The 13,546-nt window shown below is 69.7% G+C and carries 14 protein-coding genes; 4 read left to right on the top strand and 10 right to left on the bottom strand.

All coding sequences use genetic code 11. The features are described 5' to 3' along the window. Positions 1-314 precede the first annotated feature (314 nt). The gene (locus ACZLZQ_RS11720) at positions 315-1,016 is read left to right on the top strand and encodes a winged helix-turn-helix transcriptional regulator (protein ID WP_472949512.1); all 702 of its coding nucleotides are present in this window, start codon (positions 315-317) and stop codon (positions 1,014-1,016) included. Positions 1,017-1,138: 122 nt separating this feature from the next. On the opposite strand, the gene ACZLZQ_RS11715 is transcribed toward ACZLZQ_RS11720, so the two are convergent. After that, a complete protein-coding gene (locus ACZLZQ_RS11715) occupies positions 1,139-2,191 on the bottom strand; it encodes a ribonuclease T2 family protein (protein WP_472949511.1) in 1,053 nt (350 codons plus the stop codon). 364 nt (positions 2,192-2,555) lie between these two features. Here ACZLZQ_RS11715 and ACZLZQ_RS11710 point away from each other — a divergent pair, with 364 nt between their 5' ends. Both ACZLZQ_RS11710 and ACZLZQ_RS11705 read left to right on the top strand, forming a co-directional pair. Next, a complete protein-coding gene (locus ACZLZQ_RS11710; protein WP_472949510.1) occupies positions 2,556-2,801 on the top strand; it encodes a hypothetical protein in 246 nt (81 codons plus the stop codon). A gap of 249 nt (positions 2,802-3,050) precedes the next feature. Next, positions 3,051-4,019, top strand: a complete 969-nt coding sequence (locus ACZLZQ_RS11705) for an alpha/beta fold hydrolase (RefSeq protein WP_472949912.1) — start codon at positions 3,051-3,053, stop codon at positions 4,017-4,019. Here the strand turns inward: ACZLZQ_RS11705 and ACZLZQ_RS11700 are convergent. Next, complete coding sequence (locus tag ACZLZQ_RS11700) at positions 3,992-4,402, bottom strand: (R)-mandelonitrile lyase (protein ID WP_472949509.1); 411 nt, start codon at positions 4,400-4,402, stop codon at positions 3,992-3,994. The two genes, ACZLZQ_RS11705 and ACZLZQ_RS11700, sit on opposite strands and share 28 nt — an antisense overlap. Positions 4,403-4,650: 248 nt before the next feature. Here ACZLZQ_RS11700 and ACZLZQ_RS11695 point away from each other — a divergent pair, with 248 nt between their 5' ends. Continuing rightward, complete coding sequence (locus ACZLZQ_RS11695) at positions 4,651-5,220, top strand: fasciclin domain-containing protein (RefSeq protein ID WP_472949508.1); 570 nt, start codon at positions 4,651-4,653, stop codon at positions 5,218-5,220. Between the two features lie 326 nt (positions 5,221-5,546). On the opposite strand, the gene ACZLZQ_RS11690 is transcribed toward ACZLZQ_RS11695, so the two are convergent. The 8 genes from ACZLZQ_RS11690 to ACZLZQ_RS11655 all read right to left on the bottom strand — a co-directional run bounded on the left by ACZLZQ_RS11690 (position 5,547) and on the right by ACZLZQ_RS11655 (position 13,539). Further along, entirely contained in the window at positions 5,547-6,434 is an 888-nt protein-coding gene (locus ACZLZQ_RS11690; RefSeq protein ID WP_472949507.1) for a COG3904 family protein, read from the bottom strand. A gap of 9 nt (positions 6,435-6,443) precedes the next feature. Beyond that, the gene (locus ACZLZQ_RS11685) at positions 6,444-7,712 is read right to left on the bottom strand and encodes a hypothetical protein (RefSeq protein WP_472949506.1); all 1,269 of its coding nucleotides are present in this window, start codon (positions 7,710-7,712) and stop codon (positions 6,444-6,446) included. 235 nt (positions 7,713-7,947) lie between these two features. Then, positions 7,948-9,345, bottom strand: coding sequence for a hypothetical protein (locus tag ACZLZQ_RS11680; protein ID WP_472949505.1), 1,398 nt, complete (start codon positions 9,343-9,345; stop codon positions 7,948-7,950). Then, the gene (locus ACZLZQ_RS11675) at positions 9,345-10,196 is read right to left on the bottom strand and encodes a hypothetical protein (RefSeq protein WP_472949504.1); all 852 of its coding nucleotides are present in this window, start codon (positions 10,194-10,196) and stop codon (positions 9,345-9,347) included. Before ACZLZQ_RS11675 ends, ACZLZQ_RS11680 begins: the two co-directional genes overlap by 1 nt. Further along, a complete protein-coding gene (locus ACZLZQ_RS11670; protein ID WP_472949503.1) occupies positions 10,193-11,107 on the bottom strand; it encodes a VWA domain-containing protein in 915 nt (304 codons plus the stop codon). The genes ACZLZQ_RS11675 and ACZLZQ_RS11670 overlap by 4 nt, the downstream gene beginning before the upstream one ends. Beyond that, entirely contained in the window at positions 11,104-12,168 is a 1,065-nt protein-coding gene (locus tag ACZLZQ_RS11665) for a VWA domain-containing protein (RefSeq protein ID WP_472949502.1), read from the bottom strand. The genes ACZLZQ_RS11670 and ACZLZQ_RS11665 overlap by 4 nt, the downstream gene beginning before the upstream one ends. Further along, positions 12,168-12,647, bottom strand: coding sequence for a DUF4381 domain-containing protein (locus ACZLZQ_RS11660; protein ID WP_472949501.1), 480 nt, complete (start codon positions 12,645-12,647; stop codon positions 12,168-12,170). Before ACZLZQ_RS11660 ends, ACZLZQ_RS11665 begins: the two co-directional genes overlap by 1 nt. Beyond that, entirely contained in the window at positions 12,631-13,539 is a 909-nt protein-coding gene (locus tag ACZLZQ_RS11655; RefSeq protein ID WP_472949500.1) for a DUF58 domain-containing protein, read from the bottom strand. The genes ACZLZQ_RS11660 and ACZLZQ_RS11655 overlap by 17 nt, the downstream gene beginning before the upstream one ends. Between the last annotated feature and the right edge of the window lie 7 nt (positions 13,540-13,546).

Below are 13,546 nucleotides of genomic sequence, written 5' to 3'. Positions count from 1 at the left end.
TCATTAGCAGACTACTGAACTGCATGCGAGATTTCGTTGGCAAACTGTTGTAATGACAAAGCTAAGTCTCGCAACATTCCGAAAGGGAAAGTTGCCGTGTCGACGCTTCCTCGGTGTACTTTCCTTCTGCTCGACATCGCGCGACGGGGTTGGCGCCGCCCGTCCTCTGGCGCCCGCGGCGACATTATCTTCAGCCCGGCCAGCCGAGCTTTCCGGCCTTACGGAAAATGGAACGGCGGCCGGCCGAACCGCCGGATCGCCGCCGCACCCATTCCCTTTGACGCAGATAAAGACAGGAGTTATTAATAATAACTATGAAGTCATCTAAACTAACCAAGTCCGCCAAAGCCATACAGCGCCGGCGTTACGACGATGCCTGCAGCGCTGCGCATGGGCTCGACCTCGTCGGCGAGCGCTGGGCACTGCTGATCGTGCGCGAGCTTCTGCTCGGCCCCAAGCGCTTCGGCGACATCGGCGCAGGCTTGCCCGGCCTCTCCGCCAACGTCCTGACGCAACGCCTCGAAGGATTGCAGCTCGCTGGCATCCTCACCCGTCGCCGGCTGCCGCCGCCCGCCAATGCGCCGGTCTACGAGTTGACCCCGTGGGGCCTGGAGAGCGAGCCCATCCTGCGGGCACTCGGCCGCTGGGCGGCACGCTCGCCGCGGCACGACCCGCGACTGCCGCTCAGCGCCGCCGGACTGATCCTGACGCTGCGCACGCTGCTGGATCCTCGGCGGGCCGCGGGCCTCGACATCCGCGTCGGCCTGCGCCTCGGCACCGAGACGTTTCTCGCTCACCTCGCCGGCGGCGTGATCGACATTGCGGCCGCACCGGTGGACAGGGCCGACATCGTCTTCACCGGACCACCGCACGCCATCGCGGCCGCCTTGCATGGCGGGCAGAAGCTTGGCGTGTTGGAGGATGCGGGCGCGCTGGAGATCGACGGCGACTGGTCGCTCGCCGAGCGTTTTGTCACGCTCTTCCCCTTGCCGCCAACCGCCCCGTGTCCAGACTAAGCCGCTCCGGACCGTGCCGACCGGCCCGGCTTCGCAGGCCCTTGCTACTGTGCCAACACCGCTGCCCCGGCCACCCTTGAGCGTCCTGCCTGTCCTCGCCAGCGCTACCGCCCTTCACGACGTCACTGCTGGCCGACGGGGTCGACGATGCCTTCCGGGCAGCCGGGCTTCGTTGGCGCGGCCGCGCGGATGAGCTTGCCGATATCGCTCTCCCCAGTGATCGCGCCGACCAGACCGACGGTGATTTCGCCGATGATCTGCCGATCGCCGTCGCGCTCGCAGGTGACGCGCACGCGCTCGCCGGCGCCGGGCCCGAAACCTCTGTCGAAAGCCGCCCGGATCTCCTGCGACGTCACGGCCTTGCAGATCCGTCCGGCAAACAGCGCCCCGACCGGCGAGGCATTCACCGCTTCCACCAGCCGGACAGAGTCCGCGAAATAGGTCTCGGCCGGGCCGTAGCAGCTGCCGTGCCGGATCCATTCGTGTCGGTCGAGCGCCGACTGGCTTCCCGGCATCAGGCGCTCCAGCGCTGCGCTGGTGGCGGCGGAAAGCTCGGGCTTCGGCAGATCGCGCCACCGTCCGTCGTCATCGGTCCGCATGACGTTTTCGGTGATGCCGCAATACTCCCGGCCGCGCGGCTGGGGCCAGAGCCCGTGCAACGAAAAGCGCGTCGCGTCCGGCCGGCCGGCGGTCTGGCTGGCGCATTCGGGCTTGGCGCCATTGCGCTCGCAGAAACTCGCCTGCCAGCTGAGCGCGAGGAGGTTCTGCGTCGACGGGCTGCTTGGCGCTGGCGTCGGCGCCTCGCTGGTCGAAGCGCCCTTGCCGTCCTTCCCGTCGGTGGCCTTGCCCTGGCCGGTCTTGCCGCCCGTCCCCTCGCCCTTCTCGCCAGTACCCTCGACGCGGGTGCCGCAGGTCATCTCCACCCAGCGCCGCTCCGGCGAGGCGCCGGGCACCACCAGCCAGTAGTGCGTCCCCGGCACCTTGTTGCGGGCGATCAGCCGGTATCCCTCGCCGACCTTCAGCATCACGTCGCCCGGATTCTGGCCGCGGCGGATGCTTTGCAGCGCCGGGCACGCCCGGCTGGCGACAAAGGTGCCATCCACCGTCGGCTGCGCCGCGGCAAGGCCGGGCAGCAGGAGGGCGGTAAAGCTTGCAAGAAAAAGGCTGAAGCGCATGCGGCAATCCCGTCGGTGACAACGGTCAAAACGATCGCCCATCGCCCGCCGGCCCGCAAGCCGGGCCCGCCCTATCGCCGCGGGAATATGCGTGGCCGTGCCGGCATTTGACGCCGAACATCCAGCCGGCACGTTGTTTCCACCAGTTGCGCTATGACCTCGATCGGTCTCTCCCAACGATGTCGGGAAGCCGATCGACAGAGCTCTGTCGCGCTCTGGGACGAAAACCTCTTGCCGGCCCATCGGTGGTCGCTCCGCTCCGAATGAACTTTAAGAGCGAGCGCGCCGCAACCGCAGCGTCGCTGTCGTGTTCAGGCTGCGTCGTCCGGCCACTTAGTCGGAGACGCCCAGCGGAGAATGAATGATGTCGACGGCCGAAAACCTCACCAACGCCATGAACGCAGCGCTCGACACCGCAAGGGCCGAATACTGCAACGCCGTTCTGGAACTCGCCAGAGACGAGGCAGCCAAGCCCGTTTCCGCCGACCGCGAACCCGCCAATGTTGATCACATTCACCACGCCCGCACCCGTGTGATCGCACTGGAGGCGGCTCGCGAGGAAATGGCCCGCATGATCGACGAGGGTGCCCCTCTGGCTATCGAGGGCTAGCGAGCTTCGGGCCGGCGTCGGCGGGCGACTGTCATCAATACCGATTGCTGGTCGCCGGGCCCGTCTATCGACCCCACTCCCCCCGGAAGCAGGTTGTTTCCCTCCCATCAGTCGAGCTCATCTTCTCTCGGCCAAAAGGCCGGGGGGCGTTAGCTGGCTGCGGCCGCGTTGTGCCAGCCATTTCCGGGCTATCGTCGCCCGGCGATCCGTGGAAAATGAGCGACTGCCCCCGCTTTCTTCGAGGTTCCCCTGTACGACGACCGCTTCAGCCTCGACAGCCCGACCGGCGCGCTGATCAATGTCTACCATGCCGCTCCGAAGGGACCTGCGCGTGGGGTGATGCTCGTGCTGCACGGGCTGGCGGAGCATGCCGGCCGCTATGCGCGGTTTGCTGGGGAGATGGCGTTGGCAGGATTTCATGTCTACGCGCCCGATCATCGCGGCCACGGCTCAACTTCCGCGTTCGATGCGCCGCTGCGGCGGTTTGCCAACAGCCGGGGCGCCCAAAAGGTCGTTGCCGACGTCCACGCCGTGCTCGACCATGTCGCCATCCACCACCATGCTCTGCCGGTAGTTGTCTTCGGCCATTCCATGGGCGGGCTGATCGCGCTGCATGTCGGGTTGAAGCACGGCCGGTCCTTGGCAGGGCTTGCGGTCTGGAACGCCAACCCGGCGATGACGCTGCAGGAAAAGACCGCCGTGCTGGCGCTGAAGGTCGAGAAGGCGCTGAAGGGCTCCGACGTGAAGAGCGACCTTTTTGCCCGCGCGACGATCGAGGCCTGGGGAAAGGCGATCGTGCCCCGCCGCACCATGGCCGACTGGCTGTCGCATGATCCGGTTTCCGTCGACCGCTATCTCGACGATCCGCTCTGCGGCTGGACGCCCACCATTTCGATGGCTGAGGACCTGATCGCCCTTGTCGCGATGGCGGATCGCGGGGTGCGCAGCGGCGACCTGCCCTCCGCGCTACCGGTGCATCTCCTCTGCGGCAGTGCCGACCCCGCCACCGCCTACGGCGCGGCGCTCACCAAGCTTGCCGACAAGCTGCGCCTCGCCGGCACGCGCGACATCACCACCCTCCTCGTCGACGGCGCCCGGCACGAGACCTTGCGCGAGACCGAGCCCTTTAGAGGCGCCGCGCTGGCCAGTCTCACCACCTGGCTCGACCGGGTCGTCCCGCCGCCCGCGGATCAGCCCTTGGCGATCGCCGCGCCGTAATCGAAGTCGCTGACCTGTTCCAGCCAGTCGACGGCCTTGCCGTCCTGGCGCTCGGCGATGGCGATGTGGGTCATCGCAGAGGCCGGGGCCGCGCCATGCCAGTGCTTCTCGCCAGGCTCGAACCAGACAATATCCCCCGGGCGAATTTCCTCGACCGGACCACCCTCGCGCTGCGCCCGTCCGAGCCCGGAAATGACGATCAGCGTCTGCCCGAGCGGATGGGTGTGCCAGGCCGTGCGCGCGCCGGGCTCGAAGGTCACCGTCGCGCCGCTGACGGCCGCGGGAGCCGTACCCTGGAAGGGCGCATCGATCCGCACCTGTCCGGTGAAGTAATCGGCCGGCCCTGGCTTCGACGGCTGCGAACCGCTGCGCTCTATCAACATAATCGTTTTCCTTGCTTGTGACGCCTTCGCCGGCCACGGGTAGCCCGGATCGACATCGCGCCGGCATCTTCCCGGCTTCGGCTTTCAGTTAGCGCCGGCGCCTCCGGTGGAAAGCCGGCAGCTGCGGTCACGCCCGTCTCGCGCAGGGGTGATCTCGCTTGTGAACCCGTAGCGCAAGCTTTCTGCCGCTCCCGCCGTATCTACCAGCGAGCCTCCACCGAGAGGCCTGTTTCACCGGGAGAGACCACATGATCCGCAGCACGCTCCGCAATACCAGCATGGCCCTTCTTCTTGCAGCAACCGCCGTTGCCGCGCCGTCTGCCGTCGTTGCACAGGACATGCCGATGGTCGGCGGTGCCCCGATGGACCCGGCCAAGACCATTCCGGAAAACGCCTCCAAGGCCGCCAACCTCACCACGCTGGTCGCCGCCGTAAAGGCCGCCGGTCTCGCTGAGACGCTCGGCGGCAAGGGTCCGTTCACCGTCTTCGCGCCGACCAACGAAGCCTTCGCCAAGCTGCCCGCCGGCACCGTCGACACGCTGGTCAAGCCTGAGAACAAGGCGATGCTGACGAAGATCCTGACCTACCACGTGGTACCGGCCGCAGCGACCTCGGCCGCCGCGATGCAGATGATCAAGGACGACGGCGGCAAGCATGAGGTGAAGACCGTCGAGGGCGGCACGCTGACGCTTGCCATGTCCGGCGACAAGCTGACCATTACCGACGCGAAGGGCGGCGTTGCCACCGTCACCCAGGCTGACGTGATGCAGTCGAACGGCGTCGTGCACGTCATCGACACCGTGCTGATGCCGGAATAAGCAGCTCCAACCTTCCGCAAGACCGGCCGGGGAACGCAAGTTTCCCGGCCTTTGCTTGTCTGGTTGGTTTGGGTTCTTGAAATAGCTGTGGTCGTCGAAAACCCCTACCGCTTCGTTCTCCCGGGCTTGACCCGGAACCCCTTCCGGACCGCCTGAACTGCGAAGTTGGCTCCTTGCTGCGGCATCCGGATACGGACTGCGTCGGTCGCCGTGGCTGACATGGATCCCGGGTCAAGCCCGGGATGACGAGATTGCAAGGGACTGCCCCACGGAACCGTCGCTCGTCACCGAACGCGCGGGTGATACGCCCCTCAAAGGGCTCCCCCTTACGCCGCCGGCCGCAGCCGTGCCGGCATCGGCGGCCCGAAGCGCTCCGGCGTCACCACCGCGAAATCCTCAAGTTCCGAAGGTGTCAGCACGTAGAGCTCGTCCGGCGGGGTCGTCATCGCCTTGATCCAGACCTCGGGCTTGACGCCCATGTCGACGAGCAGCTGCTGGCAGTCGGCGATCGTCCGCTGGATGTCGGCGATCGAGGCGTCGACATCGCGCGGCTGCGCCGTCTCCGACATCGGCACGGCATAGACCTGGTGGACACCGATCCAGGCACTCTCGCCCGCCAGCCGCTGCACCCCGCCGGCCATCAGCAGCGGACAGGCGGAGGCGCAGTAGCCATCGGCCGGCACGCGCGTGTCGATCTTCTTCTCGCGCAGCAGCCGCGCCATGGCGATGGCGTCGGAGACCGAGCCGCCGGGCGAGTGCAGCACCAGCGTCTTCACGCTCTCGCCAGGCTGGGCGAGGAGCGCCGCCAGAAGATCTGCTGTGCCGGGGTCGATCCGGCCGATGGCGGTCACCTCGCCGTCCCCCGCCTCGATGAAGCGCATCGGCTGCGACATCGCCTCGCCGTCGACCGGGCCATCATAGCCCGGTAGAACCGGCCGTCCGCGGTCGGGACCCACCGGAATGGTGCGCGGCAGATAGGGGCGGATCTGGTCGCCCGGCGTCGGGCGCGGCAAGGGCAACGGCTCGGTGCGCGCGGTCCGCGCGGTATCGGCCGCGGCTTGCGTCATCTGGTAATAGTCGAGGCCGACGATCCCGATGGCCATGCCGAGGAGAGCCAGGAACACGCCGCGCAGCACCGTGCCTTCCGGTATCCGCCGGAACAAACGCTCGAAACGTCCCGGCGGAAACTCCTCCTCGGTCATCGGCTGAGGCATCGACCGCTCCTATCGCGGCCCGGCCACGCTGTAGGGCACGACGGCACCCGAGGGCGAGCGGACCTCGTCGACCTCCACCTCGGTGCGGGCCTCGGCGTCGCGCAGCTTTTTCTGGATCTGCAGCGCTCGCATCAGGTCGGCGGTGCTCATCTCGCTCTCGTCGAGGCTGTCGTCCTCCTCCCGGCGGATGACGTCCTGAATGATGCAGAGGATGAAGATGAGGACGCCCGGCACAAGGTCGATGGCGATGGCGCCGGCCCAGGAGGGCAGGAAGTCGCCGGCATAGCGGATCACCGCCTCGGGCGCCGAGAGCGGGGTGAAGCGCAGCGGCTCGACCACCGGCCGCGCCAGGATCTCATCGGCGGCCGCCGACAGCGCGACACTCTGCGCCTTCACCGCCGCCTCGACCCGGCCGACGACCTCGCTCTGGCGGTTCTGCAGGTCGATGTCCCCCGCCCCGGCGATCGGCGCGATGAAGCTCTGGCCAAGATCGGCCGCGGCGCGCTTGACGGACGGCGCGACGGAGGTCTGCTGAAGGTTGGTGATGAGGCCCGACAGCTTGACCGCCTCTTCGGCATAGGCGTTGGCCCGGTCGTCGATCGGTCCGCCGGAGGAGACGAGCTCGCGCATCGTCGCCAACCGCTTGCCCCCCTCAGCAAACAGCGCGTCGACGGCGGTGCGCGAGGCCGTCACCTCGCCTTGCAGGCCCGACAGCTGCGCCGACATCTGCGACAACAGCTGCACCACCGTGCCCGAGCCGGACGTGCCGGTGAGGCCACCGGTCTGGCGCTCGATGTCGGCAAGGCCTGCGAAGCGCTGGGCGGCCAGCTGCAGGTCCGGCAGGAGGCTTTGGGCGGCGAGCGCGTTCTCGTTCGCGGCGTTGAACTTCTGCTGGTATTCCTCGGTGGTGTTGGCGAGGTGCTGCTCGAGCGCTGCCGATCCGGCCAGCGCCGAGGCGTTGAGCCAGGACGACATCGCCATGATCATCGCCGCGCCCATCGCCATGGCAAGGTAAAGCATCCGCCGGCTGCTGGCCTGGCGCACATGCGGCATCAGCCGCATCAGGTAGGACCAGAAGGCGAAGATCGCGACCGAGACGGCGCCGGAATAGATCACCGCGCCGAGGAAGACGGTGGTCGCCGAGCCGTCCAGCAGCTCGCGCACGCCGAGATAGGTGAAGACGCCGCTGCCGAGCGCGAGCACGGCGAGCGTCACCTGCGTGGTGGTCTCGAGCCGGCGAATCTGGCCGCGCAGCGTGTAGGACTGGGAACTGCTCATGAACGCTTTCGATGAGACGTCCATCGGCGGTTCGCCAGGCGGCGTTCCGTGACGGACCGAGCAAAGACACCGCCCTCCGCGCTGGCCGGATGGCAGGACGGAGCTTGGTCGGGCGCGGCCCGATGGCTGCGATCCCATGATGCAGCGTTAAGAAGATATTAAGACCAAGAAAGGGCGAGTGAACAGACCGGCGGTCCCACTCGGTGCGGTGTGGGACACGAAACTGCGATCGCGGTTAACGCCCGAAAGGCGATGGCGCGTCCGTGGCGGTCTCCGCCATCGGCGCCTGGGCAGCGAGAACCCGGCGGCGGGCTGCCAGCACGGCGGCGGCGATCGGCCGCCATCTGGCCCGCCCGTCCGCGGACCCGCCCAGCCCGAACAGCACGGCATCGAGCCCTACCAGCGCGCTCTGCGCCTGCGGATCGGCGAGCCAGATGCGGCCGGCGGCACCATCCTCCCGCGCCAGGCGATAGACCGCCGCCCGCAGCGCCGCCGGATCGCTCGTCCAAGCTGCGCGGCGGACGGAGAGGGTTTGCCGCAGCGCCCGCAGCGCTTCGGCCGCTTGCCCCGCCACCGGCGCCCGGTCGCGTCGCCCCGGCGCCAGCAGCACGCCGAGCCCGGCGAGGAAAGCGAGGGCCCCTGCGCCGAGCCCGAGCACCAGCCGCGACGGCCCGGCATCCGCGGGGTCCTCGCCCATCGGCTGGCCGGGGATGACCATGCCTTGGCCGATGCTGGCGCCCGGCACGACGATCTGGCGCATCGCCCGCGAGCCCGTGTCGAACCAGGGGATCAGCACTTCCTTGAGGACGACGGGATCGCCGGTGTGCGGGCGGATGTCGTAGGCATAGACGGCACGGCCGACCGGCACGCCGTCGACGATCTCGGTGCGCCGCTCCACCGGCCCGCCGAACACGATCAGCCCCGGCGCCTGCCCCTCGACAGTCGGCGGCAACTGCTCGGCGGTGACGCCGACCGCGGTCATCTCGACCCGCCGCCGCGTCGTCTCGCCGGCCTTCAGCGTCGACGGGTCGACCGACCAGGCGTCGGTAACAGCAACCGATTTCGCCGGCAGCCACCAGGCACTCTCGTCGTCCGGCCCGTCGGTGCGACCGGTCCATTTGCGGATTTTCAGCTCGGTCGGCTTCGACTTGGCGTCGACTTTCCAGCGCACCCCTGCCGCGTCGATCAGCGTCACGTGGTGGGTGAAGGGCCGGATGACGTAGGTCTTCGCCTCCGGCGCGAAGATCGCGATGCGGCGGGTGAAGCCGAACCAGTTGGCGCTGCCGATCGTCGTCGGCGCCCAGCTGTCCCTGCCGGTCTGCGTCCAGCCGAGATCGCCGAGGTCGGGCTGTTCCAGCTGCTCGGTCGTCGCGCGAACCTTGAAGTAGAAGCGGACCACCATGGTGATCATCTCCTGCGGATAGGCACCGCCCTCCGGCATCTCGAAGCTCACCTCGCCGAAGGCCTCGGGCGGTTTGTCTCCGGCGACGGCATGCCCGCTGGCAACGAGACCGGGCAGCAAGGCGAGAACCAGCCAGCAGAGGAACATCCAGCGCCGCCCGGACAAGCCGCGGATCGGCGTCACCGAATGCGGCGCAAAACGGGCCATTCCGCGAGAAGTGGGCAGGCCCATCACCATGTGTCCGCCAATGCCTGGAGCGCCAGACCCTCGCGCTTGCGGCGCTCCATCTCGGCGACGAGCTGCAGTTTCAGGAAAGCGCCGGGGTCGTCGGCGATGGTCTTCAGCCATTGCCGCGTCGCCGGCACCGAGCGCGCGGCGTTGCGCTTCTGCACGTTGCGCTGCATCTCGGCCATGGTGATCGCCGCCGCGCTCGCCTGCCCGCCCGAGCGCCCGGCGCCACCGGCATCACCCGCCGAGCCGCGGGCGTCGCCGATGCCGCTCTCCTCGCCCTGGCGCGAGGTGCCGAGCCGGGCGACGCGGCTGCCGCCCGGCGCCTTCGCCTGCGAATTGCTCTCCTTGTCGCCGGCCCGCCCGGCACCGGAGGTCGCCGTCTCCTTGCCGCTGTCGCTGGGATCACCGGACGAGCGGTCTTTCTCGCCGAAAGCAGCGGCATTGGTCTTCGCCCGCCCGCCGGTCTGCGCATCGAGCCCGACCACGGCAAGAAGCAATTGCCTGTTCGCGCCGGCATCGGCGACGAGCGCGCGGGTCACGTGATGGGAATCCAACACCGCCTCGTAGGCGCCGATCGCGCCGGGGACGTCGCCGCTGCGGGCCAGCGCCTCGGCGCGGTTGTAGGCCGAGACGGCGTCATGCCGGTCCGCCAGCCTCGCGGCCGCCGCCGGAAAGTCGCCGGCCTGGAGCAGCGCATAGCCCTCGAGCCCGGGATCGGCGGAGACCGCCGCCGCCAGCCGCGGCAGGCCGGCCGACAGCGCCAGCCGCGCGACGCTCTCGCGCCCGGGGCCGAGGACGCCGACCGCCAGCGTCGCAAGGCTTAGCAGAAGAATGGCGACAAGCCGTCTCATGTCGGCCGCCGAAACAGCATCAGCGCCGGCACCAGCGCGAGGATCAGCAGCAACGGCCCGAGATCCAGCCAGGCCAGCGCCTGAAAATCGCTCGCGCCGATCCGGCTGGCGGCGTTGTCGGCGAGCGCCGCAGCCACGGCCTCGGGCCGCGCGACGTCCCCGGCCACCCCGCCGGTCAGTGCTGCAAGCGCTGCGAGCTCGCCGGGATTGCCGTCGCGGCCGATCGCGCTCTGCGCGGCCAGCGTGTCGATCCGGAAGCCGGCGTCGGCGATCCGCAAGGCCGCAGCCCGTGTCTCCTCACCGAAAGCGCCGCCGTCGGAGACCAGCAGGATGTCGCCCGCCACGACGCCGGACCGCCTGAGAAGGTCGAGCGCAAGATCCAGCGCCAGCCAGGGCCGCGATCCCTCGACCGGCACGGTCTTGGCGTCGAGACCGAAGATCGTGCGCGACAGCGCCGCGTGATCCGAGGTGAAGGGCGCGCCGATGAAGGCCTCGCCAGCATAGACAACGAGCGCCGCCTGCCGCGTGCCCGAGGCGGCCAGCGCCGCTTGCGCGGCGCTGCGGGCGTCCTCGAAACCCTTGGCGGTCGCGACCGACCGCGACAGGTCGACCACGACGACGGTGCCGTCGAGGTTGCGGAAACTCTCCGCTGCCGGCCGTTCGATCGCCGGGCCGATCAGCGCGAGGACGAGAAGCGTCGCGATAGCCGCCAGCGTCAGGTTGCGCCGTCCGCGGCCGGCGACCACCGCCCCGCGCCGGGCGAGCGCATCCATCAGCCCGGGATCGATGACCGACGACCAGCCGCCCAGCGCGGCCACCCGGCGGGTTGCGAGCCCCGCGAGCACCAGAACCACCGGCAGCGCTAGCAGGAACCAGGGCCGGAGCAGCCCGGCATGCTCGACCGCGATCATGCCGCCCTCCCCATATCCTGCCGTCCGGCACGGGTCGGTCCGCCGGCGCCGCTCCCGCCGCGGCGGTTTAGTCCGCCGCCGAGGCGCGCGAACGCAGCGAGCGACGGGCGCCGCCGGCCGAGCATCATCGCGGCCACCACGAGAAGCGCCAGCAGGCCGGGAACGGGCCAGAGGCTGGCATGGACGATGGTCGCGGGCGCAGCGCTCGGGCTGGTCTCGAGCGCGTCGATCGCGTCCATGACCGCGCGCAGCTGGTCAGTGTTGCGCACGCGGAACGTCTGCCCGCCCGCCTCGCTCGCCACCGCCGACAGCGTCGCCGTGTCGACCCCCTCGTCGCCGCGCTCGCCCTCGGCAAGGTCCAGCGGGCCCATGGCGATCGTATCCACTTTGATACCCAGTGCCTTTGCCAGCGCGGCCGCCGAATCCGGCTGCACCGTGCCGGCATTCTGCGCGCCGTCGGAGAGGAGGATCACCACCTTGGCCTTCGCGTCGCTGTCCGACAGCTTCTTCAGCGCCAGCCCGAGGCCCTCTCCGATCGCCGTCGAACGACCAGCGAGGCCGACGTCGATGCCGTCGACCACCTTCGCTACCGCCTCCACGTCGTAGCTCAGCGGCGAGGCGACGTAGGCGCGCTCGCCGAAGATCACCAGCCCCACCCGGTCTCCCGCTCGCCGCAGCACGAAGTCGCGCGCCAAGAGCTTCAGCACGTCCATCCGCCGCCGCTTGGCACCATCGAGCTCGAAGTCCGGCCGCTCCATCGAGCCCGACACGTCGAGCGAGAGGATGATGTCGCGGCCCGAAGCGGGCGCTGCCGGCACGGCCACCACCGTTCGCGGCCCGGCGATGGCCGTGACCAGCAGGATCCACAACAGCCAGGCGAGCAGCAGGCGCCGCTTTTCCGCCGAGAGCACGGCATCGCCAGCGGCAAAATCAGCCGTCAGCGTCGCCGGCACGCGCAGCGCGCCGCCTGCCTCGCCGACCGGCTTCAGCCAGCGCAGAGCGAGGAAGGGCAGCGGCAGGAGCAGGAAGGCGAGCGGAAAGGCGAAGTCGAAATTTCCCATCAGGCGCGAACCCCGCCGAAAAGGTCCTTCAGCTTCTGCCCCACCGCGTCTGCCTCGGCCCGGTCCGGCGTATCCGGCGCATAGAGGGCGATCAGCCGCCGCCCGGCGCCCGCGGTGAAGAAGTCGGTGCCGAAACGCTGGTCGAGATGGGCGGCATAGGCCTCGCCCTCAAGACGTGCTGCCGCCGCGCCATCACGCAGCGCGACGAAGCGCCGGATGAGGCGCGCCTCGGCTAGGATCGCGTCCGCCGGCGGCAGCGTCCGCGCTGCCTCGAGCTCGCTCAGAACCCGCAGCGACACCCGACGGCGTCCCTTGATCCGCCGCGGCCAGAGAAGCGCGACGAGAAGCGCCAGCAGGAGGCCAAGCGCCACCGGCAGCATGAGGTCGGCCCAGCCGAAGGCCGCCGCCGGCGGCAGATGGGCCGGGCGCAGGGCTTCCAGGATCTTCGCCGTCTCCGGCAGCTCAGCGGCGTCTGGCATCGAACCCCTCGATCAGGCCGGCCAGCGCCAACGGCTCCTCGGCCGCCGGCAGCACGATGACGCGGGCGCCGAGCCGTTCCAACTGCCGGACACGCCGGTCAAGGTCGCGCTCGGACGGCCGCCCCGAGACCTCGCCGGTCTCCCGCCGGCCGGACGGCGCGAGGTAGGGATAGCGCCCCGCCGGCATCGCCGCCTCGAAAGCGTCGGCGATGAGGAACACGTCGAGCGCCGACCGGTGCACCACGTCGCGCATCACGGCCTCGAAATCGGCACCGGGATGGTCGAGCGCGGTCGCGAGCAGCAGCGTGCCGTCATGCGGCAGCGCCCGCGACGCCGCCTCGAGGATACGGTCGAGCGGCGGATCCTCCACGGGCTTGGCATCGAGGGCTGCGGCATGCGCAGCCGACAGCCGCCCGGCCACCGCCTTCATCGCCCGGTCGCCGGCGCCCGGCCGCTGGAAGAAGGTTTCCGCAGCGGTCGCCGCAAAGACGCCGACGCGCCCGCCTTGCCCCGCCGTCCGCCAGCCGGCCAGCGCCAAAGCCTCGGCGGCCGCCACCGAACGGAACGCCCGCTGCGTGCCGAACAGCATGGACGGGCGGAGGTCGGCGACGAGCAGCACCGAGCGCTCGCGCTCGTCGCGGAAGGTGCGCACATGCAGCTTGCCGGTCCGCGCCGTCGTGTTGCGGTCGATGTGCCGGACGTCGTCGCCGTAGAGGAAGGGGCGGATGTCGTCGGTCTCGAGCCCGCGCCCGCGCCGCCGCGTGACGATGCCGCCCGGCAGCATCATGGTGCGCGCCCCTGCCCCCGCCTCGCCGGTGTCGATGAGGTGGCGCATCCACAAGAGCCGGTCGGTCGGGAGCGTGACGCCGTCGCTGATCGCCTCGTCGAGCATGTCTCGC

This window comes from Mesocryomonas lacus (assembly GCF_055730105.2).
The sequence above is the reverse complement of the archived record's forward strand: the minus strand, read 5'-3'. Positions and strand labels throughout refer to the sequence as shown.